The organism is Actinoplanes sp. G11-F43 (assembly GCF_050589265.1).
In the GTDB taxonomy this organism is placed as follows: Bacteria; Actinomycetota; Actinomycetes; order Mycobacteriales; family Micromonosporaceae; genus Actinoplanes.
In genome coordinates this window covers 156,637-177,408 of sequence record NZ_JBNZCE010000013.1, presented here as the reverse complement: position 1 = coordinate 177,408, position 20,772 = coordinate 156,637, and the positions used below count along the sequence as shown (strand labels likewise).

The 20,772-nt window shown below is 72.9% G+C and carries 22 protein-coding genes; 11 read left to right on the top strand and 11 right to left on the bottom strand.

All coding sequences use genetic code 11. The features are described 5' to 3' along the window. Nucleotides 1–106 precede the first annotated feature (106 nt). A complete protein-coding gene (locus ACQ0O7_RS15235) occupies nt 107–1,153 on the top strand; it encodes an XdhC family protein (protein ID WP_430782697.1) in 1,047 nt (348 codons plus the stop codon). Between the two features lie 39 nt (nt 1,154–1,192). Here ACQ0O7_RS15235 and ACQ0O7_RS15230 read toward each other — a convergent pair whose 3' ends face one another. From ACQ0O7_RS15230 to ACQ0O7_RS15195, 8 genes are all read right to left on the bottom strand, one after another. After that, nucleotides 1,193–2,089: an aminoglycoside phosphotransferase family protein gene (locus tag ACQ0O7_RS15230; RefSeq protein WP_430782696.1), complete on the bottom strand. Its 897-nt coding sequence runs from the start codon at nt 2,087–2,089 to the stop codon at nt 1,193–1,195. Between the two features lie 153 nt (nt 2,090–2,242). Further along, entirely contained in the window at nt 2,243–2,425 is a 183-nt protein-coding gene (locus ACQ0O7_RS15225) for a hypothetical protein (RefSeq protein ID WP_430782695.1), read from the bottom strand. Nucleotides 2,426–2,517: 92 nt separating this feature from the next. Next, the gene (locus ACQ0O7_RS15220; RefSeq protein ID WP_430782694.1) at nt 2,518–3,336 is read right to left on the bottom strand and encodes an alpha/beta hydrolase; all 819 of its coding nucleotides are present in this window, start codon (nt 3,334–3,336) and stop codon (nt 2,518–2,520) included. Nucleotides 3,337–3,338: 2 nt separating this feature from the next. After that, nucleotides 3,339–3,551, bottom strand: coding sequence for a hypothetical protein (locus ACQ0O7_RS15215; RefSeq protein WP_430782693.1), 213 nt, complete (start codon nt 3,549–3,551; stop codon nt 3,339–3,341). A gap of 246 nt (nt 3,552–3,797) precedes the next feature. Continuing rightward, nucleotides 3,798–4,619, bottom strand: coding sequence for a DUF998 domain-containing protein (locus tag ACQ0O7_RS15210; protein ID WP_430782692.1), 822 nt, complete (start codon nt 4,617–4,619; stop codon nt 3,798–3,800). A gap of 20 nt (nt 4,620–4,639) precedes the next feature. Beyond that, the gene (locus ACQ0O7_RS15205) at nt 4,640–5,011 is read right to left on the bottom strand and encodes an immunity 22 family protein (protein ID WP_430782691.1); all 372 of its coding nucleotides are present in this window, start codon (nt 5,009–5,011) and stop codon (nt 4,640–4,642) included. A 5-nt stretch (nt 5,012–5,016) separates the two neighbouring features. After that, entirely contained in the window at nt 5,017–5,802 is a 786-nt protein-coding gene (locus ACQ0O7_RS15200; RefSeq protein ID WP_430782690.1) for an alpha/beta fold hydrolase, read from the bottom strand. A gap of 116 nt (nt 5,803–5,918) precedes the next feature. Beyond that, the gene (locus tag ACQ0O7_RS15195) at nt 5,919–6,215 is read right to left on the bottom strand and encodes a metal-sensitive transcriptional regulator (RefSeq protein ID WP_092546110.1); all 297 of its coding nucleotides are present in this window, start codon (nt 6,213–6,215) and stop codon (nt 5,919–5,921) included. Nucleotides 6,216–6,296: 81 nt separating this feature from the next. On the opposite strand from ACQ0O7_RS15195, the gene ACQ0O7_RS15190 reads away from it, so the two are divergent. From ACQ0O7_RS15190 to ACQ0O7_RS15180, 3 genes are read left to right on the top strand one after another with little or no spacing between them, the layout of a single operon-like run. Beyond that, on the top strand, nt 6,297–6,509 hold the full coding sequence (locus ACQ0O7_RS15190) for a heavy-metal-associated domain-containing protein (RefSeq protein WP_430782689.1): 213 nt from the start codon (nt 6,297–6,299) through the stop codon (nt 6,507–6,509). Beyond that, nucleotides 6,506–7,426 (top strand): hypothetical protein, encoded by a 921-nt coding sequence (locus ACQ0O7_RS15185; protein WP_430782688.1) that lies wholly within the window; start codon nt 6,506–6,508, stop codon nt 7,424–7,426. Before ACQ0O7_RS15190 ends, ACQ0O7_RS15185 begins: the two co-directional genes overlap by 4 nt. Before the next feature lie 10 nt (nt 7,427–7,436). Continuing rightward, nucleotides 7,437–9,620, top strand: a complete 2,184-nt coding sequence (locus tag ACQ0O7_RS15180) for a heavy metal translocating P-type ATPase (protein ID WP_430782687.1) — start codon at nt 7,437–7,439, stop codon at nt 9,618–9,620. A gap of 51 nt (nt 9,621–9,671) precedes the next feature. On the opposite strand, the gene ACQ0O7_RS15175 is transcribed toward ACQ0O7_RS15180, so the two are convergent. Further along, nucleotides 9,672–10,415 carry an AraC family transcriptional regulator gene (locus tag ACQ0O7_RS15175; protein ID WP_430782686.1) on the bottom strand — a complete coding sequence of 248 codons (744 nt, stop codon included), beginning with the start codon at nt 10,413–10,415 and terminating at the stop codon, nt 9,672–9,674. Between the two features lie 97 nt (nt 10,416–10,512). Between ACQ0O7_RS15175 and ACQ0O7_RS15170 the strand changes: the two genes are divergently transcribed. Genes ACQ0O7_RS15170 through ACQ0O7_RS15140 form a run of 7 tightly spaced genes read left to right on the top strand, consistent with a single transcriptional unit; the run spans nt 10,513 to nt 18,597 of the window. Next, nucleotides 10,513–11,580, top strand: a complete 1,068-nt coding sequence (locus ACQ0O7_RS15170) for an ABC transporter substrate-binding protein (RefSeq protein ID WP_430782685.1) — start codon at nt 10,513–10,515, stop codon at nt 11,578–11,580. Nucleotides 11,581–11,582: 2 nt separating this feature from the next. Beyond that, nucleotides 11,583–12,572 carry a FecCD family ABC transporter permease gene (locus ACQ0O7_RS15165; protein ID WP_430782684.1) on the top strand — a complete coding sequence of 330 codons (990 nt, stop codon included), beginning with the start codon at nt 11,583–11,585 and terminating at the stop codon, nt 12,570–12,572. After that, the gene (locus ACQ0O7_RS15160) at nt 12,569–13,627 is read left to right on the top strand and encodes a FecCD family ABC transporter permease (protein WP_430782683.1); all 1,059 of its coding nucleotides are present in this window, start codon (nt 12,569–12,571) and stop codon (nt 13,625–13,627) included. Before ACQ0O7_RS15165 ends, ACQ0O7_RS15160 begins: the two co-directional genes overlap by 4 nt. Beyond that, a complete protein-coding gene (locus ACQ0O7_RS15155) occupies nt 13,624–14,457 on the top strand; it encodes an ABC transporter ATP-binding protein (protein ID WP_430782682.1) in 834 nt (277 codons plus the stop codon). The genes ACQ0O7_RS15160 and ACQ0O7_RS15155 overlap by 4 nt, the downstream gene beginning before the upstream one ends. After that, complete coding sequence (locus ACQ0O7_RS15150) at nt 14,444–15,289, top strand: siderophore-interacting protein (protein WP_430782681.1); 846 nt, start codon at nt 14,444–14,446, stop codon at nt 15,287–15,289. Before ACQ0O7_RS15155 ends, ACQ0O7_RS15150 begins: the two co-directional genes overlap by 14 nt. Then, complete coding sequence (locus ACQ0O7_RS15145; protein ID WP_430782680.1) at nt 15,279–16,865, top strand: ABC transporter transmembrane domain-containing protein; 1,587 nt, start codon at nt 15,279–15,281, stop codon at nt 16,863–16,865. The genes ACQ0O7_RS15150 and ACQ0O7_RS15145 overlap by 11 nt, the downstream gene beginning before the upstream one ends. After that, nucleotides 16,858–18,597 (top strand): ABC transporter ATP-binding protein, encoded by a 1,740-nt coding sequence (locus ACQ0O7_RS15140; RefSeq protein ID WP_430782679.1) that lies wholly within the window; start codon nt 16,858–16,860, stop codon nt 18,595–18,597. The genes ACQ0O7_RS15145 and ACQ0O7_RS15140 overlap by 8 nt, the downstream gene beginning before the upstream one ends. 37 nt (nt 18,598–18,634) lie before the next feature. Here ACQ0O7_RS15140 and tuf read toward each other — a convergent pair whose 3' ends face one another. Both tuf and ACQ0O7_RS15130 read right to left on the bottom strand, forming a co-directional pair. Further along, entirely contained in the window at nt 18,635–19,825 is a 1,191-nt protein-coding gene (tuf, locus tag ACQ0O7_RS15135; protein ID WP_430782718.1) for an elongation factor Tu, read from the bottom strand. 350 nt (nt 19,826–20,175) lie between these two features. Then, the gene (locus ACQ0O7_RS15130; RefSeq protein ID WP_430782678.1) at nt 20,176–20,766 is read right to left on the bottom strand and encodes a redoxin domain-containing protein; all 591 of its coding nucleotides are present in this window, start codon (nt 20,764–20,766) and stop codon (nt 20,176–20,178) included. Nucleotides 20,767–20,772 lie beyond the last annotated feature (6 nt).

Genomic DNA, 20,772 nt, shown 5'->3' with positions numbered 1-20,772 from the left:
GAGTCGCGGCAGACCCTTTCGCCCTCAGCCTCCAATGTCAACAGCGACCTAAGCGTTCTCTTAATCCGTCGTTGACTCCCCCGCAGAGATCACGGAAGGTGCTGGGATGCGTGAGATCGTGGACGGGCTGCTGGCCTGGCGGGCCGCCGGTGTCCGTTTCGCCGTGGCCACGGTGGTGCACACCTGGCGGTCGGCGCCCCGGCAACCGGGCGCCGCGATGGCCGTCAGCGAGCACGGCGAGGTGCTGGGCAGCGTCTCCGGAGGTTGTGTGGAGGGCGCGGTCTACGCCGCGGCCCAGGAGGTCCTGGAGACCGGGAAAGCACAGACGCATACGTACGGGGTCAGCGACGGTGACGCCCTCTCCGTCGGCCTGACCTGCGGCGGCACCATCGAGATCATGATCCAGCCGGACGTGGCGCTGCTGGACCTGGACGCGCTGCTGGCCGACATCGCCACCGGCCGGCCGGTCGCCACCGTCTCCCTCCCGGACACCCAGCTGGTGGTCCGGCCGGACCGCGTCGACGGCACCCTCGGTGACGACGAGCTCGACCGGATCGCCGGCGAGCAGGCGCGCGGCCTGCTCGCCCACGGCCGCAGCGCCATCGTCACCGCCTGCGAACGCGAGGTCTTCGTCCAGTCCTGGGCCGCCCCGGCCCGCATGATCGTGTTCGGTGCGATCGACTTCGCCGCCGCCGTCGCCCGGATCGGCAAATTCCTCGGCTACCAGGTGACCGTCTGCGACGCCCGCGGCGTGTTCGCCACCCCGGCCCGCTTCCCGGAGGCCGACAAGGTGGTCGTCCAGTGGCCGCACCGCTATCTCGAATCGACCGCCGTCGACGAACGCACCGTGCTGTGCGTGCTCACCCACGACCCCAAGTTCGACATCCCGCTGCTGGAGGTGGCCCTGCGCACCCCCGCCCGCTACATCGGCGCGATGGGCAGCCGCCGCACCTGCGAGGACCGGCTGACCCGGCTGCGCGAGGCCGGAGTTCCCGAGGAGGCCCTGGCCCGGCTGCGCGCCCCGATCGGCCTCGACCTGGGCGCCCGCACCCCCGAGGAGACCGCTGTCGCCATCGCCGCCGAGATCGTCGCCTCGTCCTGGGGCGGCTCCGGGGCCCCGCTCACCGGCCTGACCGCCCCCATCCACGGCTGAACCCCGCGTGGTGACTTCCGGGGCGCTCCGCGCCGGAAGTCACCACGCGGGATCTCGCAGCACCGCGTCGATCACCCGCCGGCAATCCGCGGCGGTCACCTCGGCCGGCGCGCCCTCCAGCACCAGCATCGCCTTCCACAGCGCCCAGCCGCGGGCCCGCGCCCACATGCCGTCGTCCTGCGCCACCGCGTCCACGAACGCGCGCCGGCTCTCCCCGTCGAACACCGTCCAGGCGATCACCAGGTCACAGGCCGGATCACCGACCCCCGACGTACCGAAATCGATCACCGCCGTCAGGCGGCCGTCCGCCACCAGCAGGTTGCCCGGCGCGATGTCACCGTGGAACCACACCGGATCACCCTTGAACTCCGCGGCCAGCGCGGCCTCCCACACCGCGGTGGCACGCACCGTGTCGAACTCGCCGCGCACAGCGGCCAGACACCGGCGCGCCTCGTCGTCGTAGTGGGCCGGCGAACACCCCCGCCACCAGCTGTGCTCCCCCGCCGCCGGCCCGCCCGAGGCGTCACAGGACCACAACGCCCGCAAGAATCCGGCCAACTCCACCGCGAAACCCGCCAGGTCGGCGAGACCGGCCCGGCCCGCCGTCACCCCCGGCAGCCAACCCCGGACCGACCAGGGGTACGGGTACCCCCGGCCCGGCCGGCCACGCCCCAGGATCGGCGGCACCCGCACCGGCAAGTGCGGGGCCAGCCGCGGAATCCAGGCGCTCTCCTTGTCCACCGCGGCGACATAGCCCTCGGCGGTCGGCAGCCGCACCGTCATCCGGTCGCCGAGCCGGTACGTCCGGTTGTCCCAGCCGTCCACCTCGACCGGCGTCACCGGCAGATCCGCCCACTGCGGAAACTGATCAGCCACCAGGCCACGCACCAACCCGACGTCGATCCCGGCCCGGCCATCCACAAAGGTCTCCGCCACCCGGCGATCGTGCCACACACCCAGGACACTCCAGGACGACGAACCTCACACCGAGCCGCCGCCCACCCCGGACAGGAAGCGGACACTCGCGCGGGGAATCGACCACTGTCCGGCCGCCGGCCGGGCAGCAGGCCGACCGTCACGGGCGGGCGGTCAGAGCAGGCCGCCGCGGTGCAATTCGTCGTGCGGGGCCCGGATCTTGTGCATCAGATTGTGGAACCAGCTGCCCGAATCGGCCGACGCCGGTGATGCCGCGGCCAGCACCGCGACCGCTGTGGCACCCGCCGTCACCGTGACCAGGGTGACGGTGCGCCGTACCCACCGTTTGCGATTCATCGTGTCCCCCCTCGATTCTTCGCGAACATATCGAGACTGGGCGATCAGCTCCAGGTTGCCGGCGGGCTTTTGCCTCAGGCGGCAATCGGCGGTCAGCGCGGGGGCGGTCTCCGGGCTTCGACGGCGGCCAGCACCTCGGGGCCATCCAGCCAGAGACGGTCGTTGTGGCCGGCGCCGGGCACCACGATCACCTGGGCCGGGCGGGCCACCGCGGCCGCCACCGCGGCGCTCTGCTCCGGTGGGACCACGGTGTCGGCGGTGCCGTAGAGCACGGTGGTGGGCACGCTGATCCGGGACACCGGTTCCGACACCGGGTAGCGGTCGCGCAGCAGTGCCCGTACCGGCAGAAAGGGGTAATGGAACCGGCCCGCCGCGGCCAGATCGGTGAACGGTGAGCGCAGCAGAAGCCCCGCCGGCGGATGCCGCACGGCCAGCCCGGCGGCGACCGCGGCACCCAGGCTCTCGCCGAAATAGATCAGCCGATCGGCGGCGAAACCGGCCTCCCCCAGCAGGTAAGCGCGGGCCGCGTCGGCGTCGCGGGCCAGGCCCTCCTCGGTCGGCTCGCCGGGATTGCCGCCGTATCCGCGATAGTCCAGCAGCAGCGTGGTGAGACCGCGATCGGCCAGCGCCCGGGCCAGCGGCAACCGCCCCGACCGGTCGCCGCCGTTGCCGTGCGTCACCAGCACCGCGATCCGGTGATCGGGCGCCCCCGGCGGCGGCGCGACCAGCCAAGCGGCCAGTTCGAGACCGTCGGCGGTGCGCAGAACGGCCTCCCGGACCGCATCGGGCAGCGGCGGCGCGGCCCGCTCCGGAAAATAGATCACCCGGCGTTGCAGGAACCAGGCCAGGACGAAAAGCAGCGACACCGCCAGCAGTACGGCCATCGAGCCCTTCAGCAGAACCGCTCTCACCCCTACAGTCTGCGCGCGACCGCCCCGAACATGTCGACGTCACCGTCGGCGGCGCCGTCCGGCCGCCACTCGTGCACCGGCTCGGCCATGTCAAGGCCGTCGAGGAACGCCAACGCGACCGCCCCGAACATGTCGACGTCACCGCCGGCGGCGCTGTCCGGCCGCAACCTGTGCACCGGCTCGGCCATGTCGAGACCGTCGAAGAACGCCGGCACGACCGCCCGGTCCCGGAAGATCAGCTTCTCGCCGAGCCCGTTGCACTCCCCGCCACCGCCGTCGGCGGAACCGGATCGAACTCCTCGGTGGTGATCGACATGGCCAGGAAACTGCCGGGCGTTAGCACGTCCAGTGCCTGCCGGACCCCCGCAGCGCCTCGCCGTGGCCTCCGCCCTCGCCCCCTCTGCGGTGCGGCCGGCCCCGCGCGGCTCCGCTGTGGAGCAGCGCACGTCCCGTAGACCGTCCTAGGACAAAGAGTCGGACGCCGGGGCGCGCCGGGCCGACAGCCGGAGGGCGCACACCACGATCAGCGGCCAGCAGGCCTGCGCTCCGGCGGCGAGACGTTCGGCCAGGCCGACCCGGTCACCGGTGGCGAGGGCCAGCGCGAACCAGCCGAGAAGACCGCCCAGCACCAGCGTCGCGGCGGCCGACACCGGCGGCCGGAGAACCCACGGGACAGCGGATCCACGCCGCCAGGCGAACGCCGGCCAGACGGATCCGCGACGCAAGGCGAACACCGACGAGGCGGACCCGCGACGCAAGGCGAACGCCGACGAGGCGGACCCGCGACGCAAGGCGAACACCGACGAGGCGGACCCGCGACGCAGGGCAAACGCCGACGAGGCGGACCCGCGACGCAGGGCAAACGCCGACCAGAAGGATCCGCGCCGCCGGGCGAACAACGGCGACGCGGACCGGCGACGCCAGGCGAACGCCGGCCAGACGGCCAGGGTGAGGAAGGCCAGGGTGGCGGTGATCGCGTGGGCCGGGGCGTCACCGGCCGCCGGCAGCGGGAACGCGGCCACCAGCGCCGTCGCCACTCCACCGAGGGCGAGGACGATCCGGCCCGGGAGCGCGGCCGGCGACAGGCCGAACGCGGTGACCACGTGGCAGAGTCCGACACCGATCAGCGCAGCGGTCATCAGCCAGCGGTCGGTGGCGTTCTCCGCGGCCAGCGCGCTGATCGTGCCCACCGTGCTGTCGAACCCACCCGGCTGCCGTCCCGCCGCCAGCGTCCACCCGCCGATCAGCAGCACCGGCGCGGCCGCCGAGGACCACACGGCCACCGGAAAACGCGGCGGGAACATCACGGCGCGGAAGTGAACGGCGCGGAAGTGAACGGAAAGGCGCCACGAAACTCCAGTGACGAGGTGTGCGGGCTGGTGAGCCGGTTCGGCGGGAAGACGCAGATCGCGCTGTCGGCGTGTTCGGCCGGGTCCAGGTGGGTGATCCACTGGTCGGCCCAGGACGCCTCGGCCAGCAGGTCCCGGACCGGGATCGCGGCGCCGGCGTGGACCGTCTCGACGCAGGACGGCTCGGCATCGGCCAGGCCGGTCTCCCGGGCGAAGACCGACGGCCTGGTGTCGCCGTCAGCGAGGTAGGACGGCTCGACGAAGTCGCGGAGCTCGCCGTCCGAACCGAACCGGCCGGTGCTCAGGAACACCCACACCACTGTCATGGCGGTCAGCGGGTGGCGGCGGAGGGATGGTGGGGTGCGGTCGTGGTGGCCCACCAGGCGATCACGTGGTCCACGACCGGGGCCGGTTTGCGGGCCCAGCCGATGTGGTCGTTGCTGGCGCCGGGTGGGACGTCGGCGTTCCGGTAGTGCCAGCGGGTCAGGGCCGGGGCGCTGAAGTGGCGGGTGGCGAAGGTGTCGACCGCCGGTTCCGGGGCCAGGCGGTCGCCCTCCAGCGAGACCAGCAGCGACGGGCTGGTGACCGGGCCCGGCGACGGGAAGGGGGTGCGGCCGGTGACCGCCATCCGGGCCCACTCGCGCATCATGGTGCGGGCGCCGGGACCGCCGAACGCCGGTTTCGGCAGGAAACCGAACAGGCCGGTCAGCGCCGGGACGATGGCCCCGGCCATCAGCAGGATCGGCAGGCCGCGCATCGGATAGTCGCGATGCCACGGCAGGGCGCTGCCGACCGTGACCACACCGTCGGCGGGCGGGTGGTGCAGCTGGTGGCCGACCGCCAGCTGGCCGCCCAGGCTGTGGCCGAGAAGGATCACCGGACGGCCGGGGGTTTCGGTGCGGGCCCGGGCCACCGCGCCGGCCATGTCGGTGATCTCGTCGTCATACGACCAGTCCCGGCCGCGGGCGGCCGGCGGCGAGTCCGGCTCGAAGCCGCGCCGGGTCAGCGCCCGGGCCGACCAGCCACGGGACTCGAACTCGGCGACCAGCAGCCGGTAATACCGGGAGCCGATGCCCATGGCGGGCGAGACGAGGACGATCGGGGCGGGCTGCGTCATGTCGGTCCTAGGGTCGCGCGGCAGACCGCCAGGTTACCGGCCGGTACAGCCCGCCGCCCGGCCTCCGGCCATGACACACATCACCCGGGGTGGGCGATCCCGAACCGGGGGCGGGGTCAGCCTCGTTTCATCAGGCGGCCGACGGCGGCCATCAGCTCGGAGGCCATCTCGTCGGCCCGGCCCTCCTGGGCGCCCTCGTGCATGCAGTGCCGGGCGTGCCCGTCCATCAGGCCGAGCGCCACCTTGTCGAGGGCGGCCTGGATGGCCGAGATCTGGGTGAGGATGTCGATGCAGTAGCGGTCCTCGTCGACCATCCGCTCGATGCCCCGCACCTGGCCCTCGATGCGGCGCAGCCGGGACTGCAGGTTGTCCTTGGTGGCCGTGTAGCCGCGAGTGGGGGCGGGGTTGCTCATGCCGACCATGCTACCGCCCCACGGTGGATACCCCTACCGGGTATCTGTATGGTGGAGGGACACCGAACGAAGGGAACCGCCATGCAGACCACGACCTACCCCGTCACCGGCATGACGTGCAGCCACTGCGCCGGCTCGGTCACCACCGAGGTCTCCGCGATCCCGGGCGTCTCCGACGTCAGCGTGGATCTGGCCGGCGGCACCGTCACGTTCAGCTCGGCGGGCCCGATCGACCGGGAGACCGTCCGGGCGGCGGTGGACGAGGCCGGTTACGAGCTCGGGGACGCCTCGTGACGGGGGCGGCCGGGTGGCTCTCGAAGACGCCGGCCAAGCTTTCCGCGTACACCATCGGCCTGGTCCTGATCTTCGGCGCGGCGGCGGGCGCGGGCCGCGTGATCAACCCGGACCGGAAGCCGGCGCCGGCGGCCCACTCGGAGAGCCACGCGAGCCCGGAGACGCCGCGGGCGGAGATCCCCGGCGGCCTCCAGGTGGCACAGGACGGCTACCGGTTACGGGCGGCTACCAGACAGCTGTCCGTCGGCACCGCGCGGCAGTTCCTGTTCCAGGTGCTGGGCCCGGATGACAAACCGGTCACCAGCTACACCGAGAACCACGACAAAGACCTTCACCTGATTTTGGTACGTCGTGATATGTCCGGATATCAGCATTTGCACCCCACGCGAGGATCCGACGGCACCTGGTCGATCCCGATCAGTGTGGATACCCCCGGGCAGTATCGAGTGCTGGCCGACTTCCAGCCCGCCGCTCACCACGAAGCCATCACTCTGGGTATCGACGTGCCCGCCCCCGGCGACTACCGCCCGGTCCCGCTGCCAGCCCCGGCGACCACCGCCGAGGTCGACGGCTACACCGTCACGATGACCGGTGAACTGTCCTCCGGCGAGCTGGGTTTCACGGTGAGCAGGGACGGCGGCCCGGTCACCGGCCTGGAGCCCTACCTGGGCGCTCTCGGTCATCTGGTGGTGCTCCGCGAGGGCGACCTGGCCTACCTGCACGTGCACCCGGCCGCCGAGGACGCCCTGGCGTTCGCCGCCGAGATCCCCTCCCCCGGGGCCTACCGTCTCTACCTGGACTTCCAGCACGGTGGAAAGGTGCGTACCGCCGAGTTCACCGCGGTCACCGCCGCCGGGGAGTACGTGGTGCCGGAGACTCCGGAGGGACACGCCGACGATGGCCACACGCACGATTGAGGAGGCCCCGATGACTCTGATCGAACTCGAGATCGGCGGGATGACCTGCGCCTCCTGCGCCAACCGGATCGAGAAGAAGCTGAACCGGATGGACGGCGTGTCGGCGACCGTCAACTACGCCACCGAGAAGGCCACCGCCACCGTCGACACCACCGTCACGGCGGCCGACCTGATCGCGACGGTGGAGAGGACCGGCTACACCGCGAGGCTTCCGGAGAGGGAGCCCGAGCCGGTGGCCGGCAATGATCCGCTGCGGACCCGGCTGATCACCTCGATCGTGCTGACCGTGCCGGTGATCCTGCTGGCCATGGTCCCGCCGTGGCAGTTCACCCACTGGCAGTGGCTGTCGTTGACGCTGGCCGCGCCGGTGGTGGTCTACGCCGGCTGGCCGTTCCACCGGGCCGCCGCGATCAATCTCCGGCACGGCGCGGCGACGATGGACACGCTGGTGTCGATCGGCACGATCGCCGCGTTCGGCTGGTCGCTGTGGGCACTGTTCTTCGGCACCGCGGGCGAGCCGGGCATGACGCACCCGTTCACGCTGAGCATCAGCCGCACCGACGGCTCCGGCGCGATCTACCTGGAGGCGGCCGCCGGGGTGACGATGTTCCTGCTGGCCGGGCGCTATTTCGAGGCCCGCTCGAAGCGGCGGGCCGGTGACGCGTTGCGCGCCCTGCTGGAGCTGGGCGCCAAGGACGTGACGATCCTCAAGGACGGTTCCGAGGTACGCGTACCGACCACCGACCTGAAGCCCGGTGACCGTTTCGTGGTACGGCCGGGCGAGAAGATCGCCACCGACGGGGTGGTGGACGAGGGCTCGTCGGCGGTGGACCGGTCGCTGCTGACCGGGGAGAGTGTGCCGGTCGAGGTGGGGCCGGGCGGCACGGTGACCGGCGGGACGGTGAACGCGGGCGGCCGGCTGATCGTCCGCGCCACCCGGGTCGGCGCGGACACCCAGCTGGCCCAGATGGCCCGGCTGGTGGAGCAGGCCCAGGCCGGCAAGGCCGAGGTGCAGCTGCTGGCCGACCGGATCTCCGGCGTCTTCGTGCCGATCGTGATCGCGCTGGCGGTGGGCACGCTGGGCTGGTGGCTGGGCAGCGGCGCGGGCGGGACGGCGGCGTTCACCGCCGCGGTGGCCGTGCTGATCATCGCCTGCCCGTGCGCGCTCGGCCTGGCCACGCCGACCGCGCTGCTGATCGGTACCGGTCGGGGCGCCCAGATCGGCATCCTGATCAAGGGGCCGGAGGCGCTGGAGTCGGCCCGCCGGGTGGACACCGTGGTGCTGGACAAGACCGGCACGGTGACCACCGGGGTGATGAAGCTGGTCGCCGTCACCCCCGACGATGACGGCGAGCTGCTGCGGCTGACCGGTTCGCTGGAGGCCGCGTCCGAGCATCCGATCGGCCGGGCGATCGCCGCCGAGGTGGGCGATCCGCTTCCGGTCGCCGGTTTCCAGGCCGTCGAGGGCTTGGGGGTACGGGGTGAGGTGTCCGGCCGGGTGATCGTCGCGGGCCGTCCGGCGCTGCTGGAACGGGAGGGCCTGACCGTTCCGGCGGAGATCACGGCGGCTGTCGCCGAGGCCGAGGCGAACGGGCGTACCGCAATCGTCTCCGGCTGGGACGGGGTGGCGCGCGGGATGTTCGCGGTCGCCGACACGGTGAAACCGGACAGCGCGACAGCGGTGGCCGGGCTGCGCGAGCTGGGTCTCACCCCGATCCTGCTGACCGGTGACAACGAGACGGTGGCCCGCACGGTCGCCGCCGAGGTGGGCATCGACCGGGTGATCGCCGGGGTGCTGCCGGACGGCAAGGTCGCCGAGGTGAAGAGCCTTCAGGCGGACGGCCGGGTGGTGGCGATGGTCGGCGACGGGGTGAACGACGCGGCCGCCCTGGCCCAGTCCGATCTGGGTCTGGCGATGGGCACCGGCACCGATGTGGCGATCGAGGCGTCCGACCTGACCCTGGTCCGGGGTGAGCTGACCGCCGCGGTGGACGCGATCCGGCTGTCCCGGCGGACTCTGCGGATCATCAAGAGCAACCTGTTCTGGGCGTTCGCCTACAACGTGGCGGCCCTGCCGCTGGCGGCGGCGGGCCTGCTCAACCCGATGATCGCTGGCGCGGCGATGGCGTTCAGCTCGGTGTTCGTGGTCGCCAACAGCCAGCGGCTGCGCCGGTTCCGGCCACTGCACGTCTAGTTCGCGTGCCGATCTGCGGCTCGATTCCGGCCGCAGATCGGCACCCGGAACTCAGCGTGGCGCCCGGTGCCGGTCCGCGTACTCGGTGGGGGACATCCCGAAGTGGTTCTTGAAGACGCGGCGGAAGGCGTTCACGTTGGTGTAGCCGACCCGGTGGGCGACGGCGCCGGGGGCCGCGTTCGAGCGGAGCAGCACGGCGGCCGCCTCCATCCGGTTGCGGATCCGCCACTGTCGTAGCGTCATCCCGGTCTCGGCCTGGAAGGCGCGTTCCACGGTGCGTGCCGAGGTGTGCACCGATTCGGCGAGCCGGTCCACGCCGCGGATGTCACCGGGGTTGAAGCGCAGCGCCTCGGCGATGACCCGGGCCGGTTCGCTGACCGGCATCGGCAGCACCGACAGCACCGGCCGGCCCTCGATCAGGGCGAGGATCTGGCGGGCCAGGTTCGGGGTCGGTTTGATGATGGTGTTCCACGACACCGTATACGCCATCATCAGTGTCCGCAGGTCCCGGTCCACGCCGACCAGGGTGGGGCCGGTCAGCGTGGTGGCGATCTCGTCGGCGTCGAAGAACAGCGGCATCGTCACCGCGTTGGCGCCGACGGTGAACTCGTGCCGCACCCCGACCGGCACCCACAGGGCGTGCCCGGCGGCCAGCGTGCGGGGCTCGCCCTCGACGGTGAGCGCGGTCTCCCCGGCCACCTGCCAGAGCAGCACGTGCAGGAACTCCTCCTGCCGGGCCGGGATGGTGACCGCCGGAATCCAGATGCGCCGGTACGCACCTTTCGTCTCCCCCACCTGTCGCATTCTGCGCTACCCCTGTCGGAATCGGTGCACCAGATCAACTTAGGTTCGCCTAACCTAACGGCGCAACGCCCCCTCCGAGAGGAACCTCATGATCAGCCCCACGTGGCGCCGAGCGTCGGCGGTCGCGCTGGCCGCACTCCTCGCGCTCACCGGCTGCGCGTCGACCGGCGGCGCCGAACCCGCCACACCCTCGTCCAGCGGCCCCACCGGCCCGATGCCCGCGGCCGAGGGCACCACCGCCTACCCGCTGACCCTGACCACCTGGGCCGGGGAGACGGTGCTGACGAAGCGCCCGGAACGGATCGCGGTCCTCGGGACCTCCCCCAACATGGACGCGCTCCAGGCCCTCGGGGTGACCCCGGTCTACGCGCTCACCGAGGACCCGTACCCCTGGCGGGACGCCGCCTGGGCCGGGCGGATCGAGAAGACGGACACCGCCACCCGCAAGGACCCGATCAACTTCGAGGGGATCGCCGCCACCGAACCCGATCTCATCGTCGCCATCGGCGCGCTCTGGGAGAAACCCGAATTCACCAAGCTGGCCGAGATCGCGCCGGTGCTGGAGGGCCCGGAACAGGCCGAACTGCCCTGGCAGGAGATCCAGCGGACCATCGGCCGGACCGTCGACCTGGCCGCCGCCGCCGACCGTGCGGTCACCACCGCCGAGCAGGCGATCACCGCGGCCGCCACCGCCCATCCGGAGTTCAAGGGCCGGACCATCACCATCGCCAACGACTACGGGCCGCAGTACGGCCTCTCCTTCTACAACGTGGCCGGTGGCACCGCCGAGAACATCCTGTCCGGGCTCGGCTTCGCCACCAACCCGCGGGCGGCGAAGTTCGTCGAACAGGACGTCGTCTCCGACGAGAACCAGTCGCTGCTGGACGCCGACATACTCGTGGTGGTCTACGTCGACGAGCAGTCCCGGACCACCCGCGAGGCGAAACCGCTGTTCAAGGCGGTACCGGCGGTCGCCGGCGGCCGGTACGTCTCACTCGCCGCGTCCAAGGAGAACCCGGACAAGGTCGTCGACGCGGCCGGCAGACCGCTGGACAACGCGACCTGGGTGCTGCGGGCCGGAGCCAGCGCGGTCAGCCTGCCGTGGGGTGTCCAGGTGGTCACCGACCAGTGGCTGGCCGGCGCGAAGCTGCCCTGACCGTGACACCGCCCCGCCGCCGCGCCGCCGGCCTGCTCGCCGTGGTGGCCGCGCTGATCATCACCGGTCTGCTCAGCCTCGCCTTCGGTTCCAACACGCTGTCGCTCGGAGCGCTGTGGGGGCCGGACCGGGCCGAGGCGATGACCATCGTCTCGACCGTCCGCCTCCCCCGTACCCTGCTCGGTGTCCTGGTCGGGGCGGCGTTCGGGGTGGCCGGCGCGGTCATCCAGGCACTCACCCGCAACCCGCTCGCCGACCCGGGCATCCTGGGCGTCAACGCCGGCGCCGGATTCGCGGTCACCCTCGGCGCCGGGCTGTTCGGCCTGACCGGTGTCACGGGATACGTCTGGTTCGCGTTCCTGGGCGCCGCCGCGGCCACCGCGCTGGTGCACCTGATCGGCTCGGCCGGCCGCGGCCCGGCGAACCCGGTCACCCTGGTGCTGGCCGGGGTGGCGCTCGGTGCGGTGCTCGGCGGGTTCTCCTCGTTCCTCAGCCTGATCGACGAGGACACCTTCCGGATCCTGCGCAGCTGGGGGCTCGGGTCGATCGCCCGCACCGGGCTGGACGAGACGCTGGCCGTCCTGCCGTTCCTGGCCGCCGGACTGCTCCTGGCGACCCTGCTCGCCGGATCCCTCAACGCGGTGGCGCTCGGCGACGACCTGGCCGCCTCCCTGGGCACCAGCGTGCGGCGTGCCCGGCTGCTCGGGGTCCTCGCGGTCACCCTGCTGGCCGGTGGCGCCACCGCCCTGACCGGCGGGATCGGCTTCGTCGGTCTGATGGTGCCGCACGTGGTGCGCTGGTTCACCGGCCCGGACCAGCGGTGGATCATCCTGTTCTCGGCACTGACCGCGCCGGTGCTGGTGCTGGCCGCCGACGTGCTCGGGCGGGTGGTCGCCCGGCCCGCCGAGATCGAGGTCGGCATCGTCACCGCCGTGCTCGGGGCGCCGGTGCTGATCGCGCTGGTCCGGCGCCGGATCGCGAGCGGCCTGTGAGCATCGACTTCGGCCGCCCGGTGCGCGGCCTGCGGACCCGCTGGTTCTCCGGCCGCCTCGACCTGCGGGTGCTGGCCGTGTCGGCGGTGCTGTTCCTGGCCGCGGTGCTGCTGGCGACGGTGGCCCTGACCCACGGCGACTACCCGCTGACTCTCCACCAGGTGTTCGCCGCGCTGGCCGGTGGTGGTGACGACCCGTTCCAGCACACCGTCGTGATCCGCTGGCGGCTGCCGATCGCGGTCGCCGCCGTCGTGTTCGGCGCGCTGCTCGGCATCGGCGGGGCGATCTTCCAGTCCCTCACCCGCAACCCGCTCGGCTCCCCCGACGTGATCGGCTTCGACGCCGGCTCGTACACCGCCGTCGTCGTCGCCATCCTGCTGTTCGGCACCGGTGACTACTGGACCGTCGCCGCCGCCGCGGTCGCCGGTGGACTGGCCACCGCCCTCGTCGTGTACCTGCTGGCGTACCGGCGCGGGGTCCAGGGTTTCCGCCTGATCATCGTGGGCATCGGCGTCTCGGCGATGCTCGGCTCGGCCAACGCCTACCTGATCTCCCGCGCCCGGATCGAGGACGCGATGACCGTCGGTTTCTGGGGCGCCGGCTCGATCACCCGGGTCTCCTGGCCGCCGATGGTCCCGGCACTGCTCGCCGCGGCCGCGATCGGGACCGCCGCGGTGCTGCTCACGCCCGCACTGCGCCGCCTGGAACTCGGCGACGACGCCGCCGGCACCCTCGGCACCCGGCCCACCGCCGCCCGGCTCGCTCTGATCGTGACCGGGGTGGCGACCGTCGCCGTGGTCACCGCCACCGCCGGGCCGGTCGGGTTCGTCGCGCTGGCCGCGCCGCAACTGGCCCGGCGGCTGACCCGGTCGGCCGGGGTCAGCCTGCTCGCCGCAGCGGCCATGGGCGCGGCGCTGCTGGCCGGGGCACACCTGCTGTCGTTGCTGATCGCCCAGGCGTACCGGCCGGTCCCGGTCGGGCTGATCACCGTGTGCCTGGGCGGCCTCTACCTGATCCAGCTCCTGATCCGCGAAACCCGCCGGAGGACGACGTGACCGATTCCGATCCCCGCGTGACGGTGCGGGACGCCACCCTCGGCTATGACCGGCGAACCGTCGCCGAACGCCTGACCGTGGACATCCCGGACCGGTCGTTCACCGCGATCATCGGGCCCAACGGCTGCGGCAAGTCCACCCTGCTGCGGGCGCTGTCCCGGGTGCTCATCCCGAGCAGTGGGACCGTGCTGCTCGACGGGCGGGCGATCCACGCGTACCGGGCGAAAGAGGTGGCCCGGCGGCTCGGGCTGCTCCCGCAGACCTCGACCGCGCCGGACGGCATCCGGGTCGCCGACCTGGTCGCCCGCGGCCGGGCCCCCTACCAGAACCTGATCCAGCAGTGGCGTGCCACCGACGAGGCGGCGGTCGCCGCGGCACTGGCCGCGACCCGGCTGACCGACCTGTCCGGGCGGCTCGTCGACGAACTGTCCGGTGGGCAGCGCCAGCGGGTCTGGGTGGCGATGCTGCTGGCCCAGGACACCCCGATCATGCTGCTCGACGAGCCGACCACGTTCCTGGACATCGCCCACCAGTACGAGCTGATGGAACTGTTCCGCACCTTCCACCACCAGGGCAAGACCATCGTCGCGGTACTGCACGACCTCAACCAGGCCGCCCGGTACGCCGGCCACCTGATCGTCATGCGCGACGGCCGGATCGTCACCACCGGGCCCCCGGAACAGGTGATCACCGCGGATCTCATCGAGACCGTGTTCGGGCTGCGCGCCCTGGTCGTGCCCGACCCGGTGACCGGCACCCCGTCGGTCGTCCCCCTCGACCCGCGCACCGCGGGCATCACCCCGACAGGAGCCCACGATGAGCATGCGTGACCTGCCCCGATTCAGCGGCCCGAACCGCACCGGGGAACTCCGGCTCAACTACCTCGACCGTCTCGCCCGGCGCGAACTGCGGGTCGCCCGATGCCACGACGTCACCCCCCGCTACCGGCGCGTCGTGCTCACCGGAGAGGACCTTCAGACCGGATTTCCGTACGCGGTGTTCGCCCCCGATCACGTCCGCGTCTTCTTCCCGCACCCGGAGACCGGCGTGCTCGTCGCCCCACGGGAGACCCCGGACGGCTGGGTCAGCGACGGCGAGCCGATCCACCGCGACTACACCGTCCGCGCCTGGGATCCGGCACGGCACGAGCTGACCCTCGACTTCGTACTGCACGGGCACGGCGTGGCCAGCCGGTGGGCGGAGTCGGTCCAGCCCGGTGATCAGCTGGTGGTGAACGGGCCCAGCGCCAACTGGCTGCTCCCCGAGGACTGCCCCCGGTACCTCGCCCTCGGCGACGAGACCGCACTGCCGGCGATCGCCCGGATCATCGAGGAGGCCCCGGCCACCGCGCACGTCACCGCCCTGATCGAGATCGCCGGGCCGGCTGAGGAACAGGACCTGACCGGGCCGGCCACCCTCGACCTGCACTGGATCCACCGCGGTCCGGGCAGTCTGGAGCAGGGCCTGCGCGCGTGGACACCCCCGGTCGACGTGGCCGGGTTGTTCGTCTTCGCGGCCGGGGAGACCAACGCGCTCAAACCGATCCGCCGCTACCTGCGCAACGATCTCGGCCTGACCCGGGACCAGATCGTCGTCGACGGCTACTGGAAGCGGGGCGTGGCCGACTTCGATCATCACAATTACGAGCTCGATGACAACTGAACAAGGGTGGTTCGCGGCCCCGTCCAGCCCGGGAGCCACTCCGCGGCTGCGGGTCGACGCATCCGTGTCACCCGCCGGGCTGACCCGCGCGATCATCGTCTCGGTGCGCGGGTACGCCCTCGGTGGCGCCGCCCTGCGTACCCTCTACAACGTCACCGCGGTGCTGCTGCCGGTAGCCGTGGGCCGCCTGATCGACACGGTGGTCGCCCCCGCCGCGGCCGGTGCCTCCGCCGGCGCGATCGCCGTTCCGCTGGCCACCGGGACGGGCACGCTGATCGTCCTGTACGCCCTGATGAACATCGGTTTCCGCTTCGGCGGCCGGCTGGGCTGGTACGGCGTCCAGCGCTCCCGTTTCGAACTGGCCCAGCACACCCTGGACCGGATCCTGCGCGCCGCCGGAAGCCCGGCCCCCGGGCACCCGCCGGGCAGCCTGCTGTCGCTGGTCACCTCCGATGCCGGGCGGGCCTGCCAGGCGGTGTATGTCGCCGTCTATCCGCCCGGCGAGATGGTCGGCCTGCTGGCCGCGGCGGGTGTGCTGTTCTGGATCCATCCCCTGCTCGGGGCCGGCGTCGTGCTGGCGCTGCCCGCCGTGCTCGGCCTGATGCACCTGGCCGCCGGGCCGCTCCGGCGGCGCGGCCGTGCCGAACAGGCCGGGCTGGCCGACGCCGCCGGAGCCGCGGCCGACCTGGTGACCGGATTCCGGGTGATCCGCGGACTGCACGCCCAGCACACCGCCGCCGCCCGTTACCGCCGGGTCAGCCGGGACGCGCTGCGGGCCACCCTGTCCGCCCGGGACGCCGAGGCCGCGTTCGACGGTGCCAGCGCGGCGATCGGCAACCTGTTCGCGGCCGGGGTGACCGTCGCGGCGGCGGCCCTGGCCTTCGACGGGCAGGTCACCGCCGGGCAGCTGGTGATGGTCGCCTCGATCGCGGTCACCCTGATCGGCCCGCTGGACGCGCTGATCGGCGCGCTCGGCTCGATCTGGGCGACCTCCCAGGCCTCCGCGGAGCGTCTGCTGGCCCTGCTCCGCGACTACGGGGGCACGGAGCAGGGCGAGCAGGCCCGCCGCGCCCCCACGATCCGGATCGGGCCGGCGGAGTTCGTCGTCGCCGACCTGCTGCCGGCCGACCGCACGGCACTCGCCGACAGCCTCCGGGGGCGGGCCGGCGTCCTGGTCGCGCCGCACGCCCCCGGTCTGCTGCCCGGGACCGTGCTGGACAACGTCCGGGCCACCGGCGGCGAGCCGCTGCCGGCCGATACCGCCCGAGCCGCCTTGGCAGTGGCGGCGCTGCCCGAGACCGAACTGCCCGGCGGATACGACACCGTCACCGGGTACGGCGGCCGGCGGCTCTCCGGCGGCCAGCGCCAGCGCGTCGCCCTGGCCCGCGCGATCGCCGCCGATCCCGGACTGCTGATCCTGGACGAGCCCACCACCTCGGTCGACGCAGTCACCGAGCACGCCATCGCCGCCGCCCTGCACGCCCACCGGCGCGGCCGGGCCACGCTGGTGCTGACCTCCGCCCCGGCGTTCCACGCGGTCGCCGACCGGATCACCGCCGGAGCCGCCGATGCCTGAGATCCCTCCCGCACCACCGGTGGCCGGGGCGCTTCCGGTGGCCGGCGCGCGTACCGTGGCGGGCCGTCTGTGGCGACTGCTCGCCGGGCGCCGTCCGGCGCTGGCCGGGGTCGCGTCACTGTTCCTGGCCGAAGCCGGGCTCGCCCTGGTGTTTCCGCTGGTCATCGGCGACCTGGTGGACGCGGGCGGGGCGGGCCGGGGCGTACCGGACGGCTTCGTGGGACAGGTCGCGCTGCTGGGTGGGACCGCGGTGGCCGCCGCCGCGGTGGCCTGGCTGGCCACCCGGACGCTGGGGCGGCTGGCCGAGACGGTGGTGGCCGAATTGCGGGAGGAGTTCGTCGAGGCGGCACTCGACCTGCCCCGGGCCACCATCGAGGCGGCGGGCACCGGTGACGTGGTGACCCGGGCCTCCGACGACGTCGCGCAGATCTCCGGCACGCTGCCCGACGTGTTGCCCCGGCTGTGTGTGGCCGGCCTGACGATGGTCCTGGTCGCGATCGGCACGGCCACTCTGAACCCGTGGTTCCTGGCCGGATTCGCGGTCACCGTTCCGTTCTACGCCGCCACCGTACGCTGGTATCTGCGCACCGCCCCGGGTGTCTACGCCGCCGAACGTACCGCCGAATCCGCTCGTGGCCATGACGTCCTCGGCACCTTGACCGAGCTGCCGACGGTGACCGCCCACCGGCTGGCGGCACGTCAGCTGGCCCGGATCCGGGACGCCGCGTGGCGGACCGTGGTGTGGGCGATGCGCACCCGGATCGTGCAGAACCGGCTGTTCGGCCGGCTCAACGTGATCGAACTGATCGGCTTGCTGGCCGTCCTCGGGATCGGTGTGCGCCTGGCCCTGTCCGGTGCGGTGACCGCCGGTGCGGTGACCGCCGCGGTGCTGTTGTTCCTGCGAACCACCACGCCGATCGGCGAACTGCTGTTCCTGATGGACGAGCTGCAGTCGGCGATGGCCGCGCTGGCCCGGCTGACCGGTCTGCCCCGGCCCGCCCCGGCCCGGCCGGAGCCCGAGCGGGACGGCCCACCGGTGGAGCTCGACCGGGTGGGTTTCGCCTACCGCCCGGACCGGCCGGCGCTGTCCGCGATCTCGCTGCGGATGGCGCCGGGCGAGGTGCTGGCGGTGGTGGGCGCGACCGGTTCCGGCAAGTCGACGCTGGCGGCGCTGATCGCCGGCGTGTACGAGCCGTCCGCCGGCACGCTGGTCCGCCGGGTGCCCGCACACCGGATCGTCACGGTCACCCAGGAGGCGCACGTGTTCGCCGGTACGGTGCGGGACAACCTGACCATGGCCGCCCCCACCGCCACCGACGGCGAGGTGACCGCGGCTCTGCGCCGGGTGGGCGCGGACCGGTGGGCCGGTGAACTGCCGGACGGTCTGGACACCCGGGTCGGCGCCGGCGGCCGTCCGCTGACCGCCGCGCGGGCGCAGCTGCTGGCCCTGGCCCGGGTGGTGCTGGCCGATCCACCGCTGGTGGTGCTGGACGAGGCCACCGCCGAGGCGGGCTCGGCGGACACGGTGCGCCTGGACCGGGCGGCCGCGGCGGTGGTGCGGGGGCGTACCGCGGTGGTCATCGCGCACCGGCTGTCGCAGGCCCACGCCGCGGACCGGATCGTGGTGCTGGCCGGTGGCCGGCTGGTCGAGGCGGGCACCCACGACGAGCTGATCGCGGCCGGTGGCCGGTACGCGCGGCTGTGGGCGGCATGGCGGCCGGCACCCGGGTAGGCGCGCCGCCTCACGCGGCGCACCTACCCGGCGGTACTCAGTCGTGGACCGCGGTCACCGTGCCGGCGGCGACCGTCCGGTTGCCCTCCCGGACCGCGAAGCCGAGCCCCACCTCCAGGGCGATCGGCTTGCCCAGCGTCACCCGCACCTCGTCCAGGGTGTCACCGGGCATCACCAGGTCCCGGTCACCCAGGTCCATCCCACCCGGCACGTCGGTGGTGTGGAAGTAGAACTGGGGCCGGTAGTCGGCCGCGAACGGCGTGTGCCGGCCGCCCTCAGCGCTGGTCAGGGCGTACATCCGGGCGGTGAAGACCTGGTGCGGGCGCACGCTGGCGGGCGCGGCGAGGACCTGGCCCCGCTGCACCTGCTCGCGCTTCACCCCCCGCAGCAGGACGGCGGCGTTGTCACCGGCCTGCGCCGACTCCAGCACCTTGCCGAACATCTCCAGCCCGGTGGCGACACTCGTCACCGTCGGGCCCAGGCCGACCACCTCCACCGGCTCACCGGCGCGCAGCTCACCGCGCTCCACCTTGCCGGTCACCACGGTGCCGCGGCCGGAGATGGACAGCACGTTCTCGATCGGCATCAGGAACGGCTCGCCCAGCTCGCGCGGCGGGATCGGCACGTACTCGTCGACCGCCGCGAGCAGGTCCCCGACCGACCGCACCCAGCGCGGGTCGCCGTCCAGGGCCCGCAGCGCGCTGACCCGCACCACCGGCACCTCGTCACCGGGGAAGCCGTACTGCGAGAGCAGCTCACGGACCTCCAGCTCGACCAGGTCGAGCAGCTCCGGGTCGTCCACCATGTCGCTCTTGTTCAGGGCGACCACCAGGTACGGCACCCCGACCCGCCGCGCCAGCAGCACGTGCTCGCGGGTCTGCGGCATGGCCCCGTCCTGCGCCGACACGACCAGGATCGCGCCGTCCACCTGCGCCGCCCCCGTGATCATGTTCTTCACGTAGTCGGCGTGGCCGGGCATGTCGACGTGGGCGTAGTGCCGGGACTCGGTCTCGTACTCGACGTGGGCGATGGTGATGGTGATGCCCCGCTCGGCCTCCTCCGGGGCCTTGTCGATCCCGTCGAACGCGACGAACCGGTTGGCCACCGGGTCGCGGTCGGCGAGGACCTTGGTGATCGCGGCGGTCAGGGTGGTCTTCCCGTGGTCGACGTGCCCCATCGTGCCGATGTTGAGGTGCGGCTTGTTGCGGACGAACCGGCTCTTGGCCATGGTCTTCTCAGTCCTCACTGGATCCTCACTGGATGCGAGGCATAGGTGTCACACGTCCGTCGCCAGGCGGGGCGTGTCAGAACCCGGGCAGTGCGCGGCCACCCTTCCCCGGGGTTCTGCTGCCGGTGGGGAAGGGTCAGAGTCGGGTATCAGCGCCGGGGAACACGCACACGGGAGCCACCGCGAGGGGCAGCTGCAGACCGGGCGTGTACATGGTGAGCACGTTAGCCCTCAACCACGAACCCCGCGATCGAATTCCGGCGTGCCCCGGGATCACCGCCGTACCGCGTCCGCCCGTCTCGTCCGGGACGGACCGCCGCTCCGCCGGAGCGGTCCCCTGGTGCAGCCCGTCAGGTCGCCGCGGTGATGCCGGGGAGGGACTGGACGGCGGCGATCAGGCGGCCCGGTGGGACCGGGTCGGACCAGTTGGGGCGGACCTCGGCGAAGCGGACCACGCCGGTGCGGTCGACGACCACCGCGGCGGCGAACGGCAGGACCGAGCGGCCGGTGCCGAGGACCACGTCGGCGCCCGGGTTGCCGAAGCCGATGTTGAGCGCGTCGATCAGCACGTGCCGCGGGTCGGAGGTGACCAGGTAGCCGAGTTCCTCGCGGTGTTTGACGGCGGCCAGCCGGTTCGGGGCCTGCGGGCTGACCGCGACCAGGTGGGCGCCGAGCCGGTCCAGTTCGGGCTGGAGGTGGCCCTGGTAGGAGCGGAGCGCGGCGTCGCAGGCCGGGGATCCCGCGTAGCGGACGAAGACCAGCACGAGTGGTCCGGTGGCGAGCAGCCGGGCCGGGTGGACCGGGCCGAGGTCGACCTCGTACAGCGGGTGCGGCGGCAGCCGGTCCCCGGCCGCAACCATCCGTTTCCAGATCGCGTTGCGGTCGAGGAGCTGCTGGAACGCCTCGTGGTCGACACGTCGCAGGTCATGCACGGTCGTCATCGTCTC

What these genes read in the sequence shown, in the direction of transcription:
- ACQ0O7_RS15235 (WP_430782697.1), top strand. Translation starts at nt 107, where the DNA reads ATGCGTGAGATCGTGGACGGGCTGCTGGCCTGGCGGGCCGCCGGTGTC.
- ACQ0O7_RS15225 (WP_430782695.1), bottom strand. Translation starts at nt 2,425, where the DNA reads ATGAATCGCAAACGGTGGGTACGGCGCACCGTCACCCTGGTCACGGTG.
- ACQ0O7_RS15205 (WP_430782691.1), bottom strand. Translation starts at nt 5,011, where the DNA reads ATGACAGTGGTGTGGGTGTTCCTGAGCACCGGCCGGTTCGGTTCGGAC.
- ACQ0O7_RS15200 (WP_430782690.1), bottom strand. Translation starts at nt 5,802, where the DNA reads ATGACGCAGCCCGCCCCGATCGTCCTCGTCTCGCCCGCCATGGGCATC.
- ACQ0O7_RS15195 (WP_092546110.1), bottom strand. Translation starts at nt 6,215, where the DNA reads ATGAGCAACCCCGCCCCCACTCGCGGCTACACGGCCACCAAGGACAAC.
- ACQ0O7_RS15190 (WP_430782689.1), top strand. Translation starts at nt 6,297, where the DNA reads ATGCAGACCACGACCTACCCCGTCACCGGCATGACGTGCAGCCACTGC.
- ACQ0O7_RS15180 (WP_430782687.1), top strand. Translation starts at nt 7,437, where the DNA reads ATGACTCTGATCGAACTCGAGATCGGCGGGATGACCTGCGCCTCCTGC.
- ACQ0O7_RS15170 (WP_430782685.1), top strand. Translation starts at nt 10,513, where the DNA reads ATGATCAGCCCCACGTGGCGCCGAGCGTCGGCGGTCGCGCTGGCCGCA.
- ACQ0O7_RS15150 (WP_430782681.1), top strand. Translation starts at nt 14,444, where the DNA reads ATGAGCATGCGTGACCTGCCCCGATTCAGCGGCCCGAACCGCACCGGG.
- ACQ0O7_RS15145 (WP_430782680.1), top strand. Translation starts at nt 15,279, where the DNA reads ATGACAACTGAACAAGGGTGGTTCGCGGCCCCGTCCAGCCCGGGAGCC.
- ACQ0O7_RS15140 (WP_430782679.1), top strand. Translation starts at nt 16,858, where the DNA reads ATGCCTGAGATCCCTCCCGCACCACCGGTGGCCGGGGCGCTTCCGGTG.
- tuf (WP_430782718.1), bottom strand. Translation starts at nt 19,825, where the DNA reads ATGGCCAAGAGCCGGTTCGTCCGCAACAAGCCGCACCTCAACATCGGC.
- ACQ0O7_RS15130 (WP_430782678.1), bottom strand. Translation starts at nt 20,766, where the DNA reads ATGACGACCGTGCATGACCTGCGACGTGTCGACCACGAGGCGTTCCAG.